The organism is Testudinibacter sp. 'clade 2' (genome assembly GCF_006227735.1).
Classification (GTDB): Bacteria; Pseudomonadota; Gammaproteobacteria; order Enterobacterales; family Pasteurellaceae; genus Chelonobacter.
The window spans coordinates 1-887 of sequence record NZ_VDHB01000191.1 but is presented as its reverse complement, the minus strand read 5'-3'; the positions used below and the strand labels follow the sequence as shown (position 1 = coordinate 887).

Annotated in this window: 1 protein-coding gene; it reads left to right on the top strand. The window is 51.2% G+C overall.

The features are described 5' to 3' along the window. Window positions 1-887 (top strand): hemagglutinin repeat-containing protein (locus FHQ30_RS12370; protein WP_176552774.1); only part of this gene is annotated, 887 nt, incomplete at both ends.

Genomic DNA, 887 nt, shown 5'->3' with positions numbered 1-887 from the left:
TTGGCAAAATCTAAAACACATTCTGAGCGTAGAAGTGCGGTAGGGGATTGTATTCGGTTCAGTGATGGTGTGAATATCAACCTGGAATCGGTACAAGACACTTATTCCAACCGCAGCGACAATATAAACGGTGAAATCGGTGGCGACCTGAATATCGAAAGCCGGCAAGATACCAACCACTACGACAGCCAACAGACCCAAGCCAGTGCTGGCGCCAGTGTGGCGATTTACGGCAGCGGCAGCAGTGCTTCGGTGAATGTCAGCGCCAGTAAAGGAAAAGTGAACTATGCGCAAGTGAACGAGCAGTCGGGGCTGAGAGTGGGTGAAGACGGCATGAGCCTCACTGTTGGCGGTAACACTCATCTGAAAGGCGGGATGATTGACAGTCAAGCCACAGCGGATAAAAACCACTTTAGCACCGGCACATTGACGACAGAGAATATTGAAAACCACAGCGAAGTCAGTATGCAGAGTGTCAGTGTGGGGATGTCTACTTCGGGTCCGTCACCGATGCAAGCGATAGGGTTGGCAGCGAGTTTGGCAGGCAATGTCAACAAAGACGACCATACCACCACGCAAAGTGCGGTATCAAGCAATATCAATCTGGACGTGAGAAACGGCGAAACCCCGACCGCACTTTCGCGCGATACGGTAAACGCCAATCAAAAGGTACAGCAGTTTGATAAAGCAGAGTATCAAGAGCGGTTGGAAGCGGCGCAGGTGATTGGCGATATTGCGAAGAATGCGGTGAATCTGGCGACCTATGAAGAGCGCACCGAATCTGCCAAGTTGAAAGACCGGGCGAAGGATGCGGAGAAGGCAGGGAACCGGGTTTTAGCCGCAGATTTATCCGGACAGGCTGCAGCATTAGATAAAAAAATCGATGC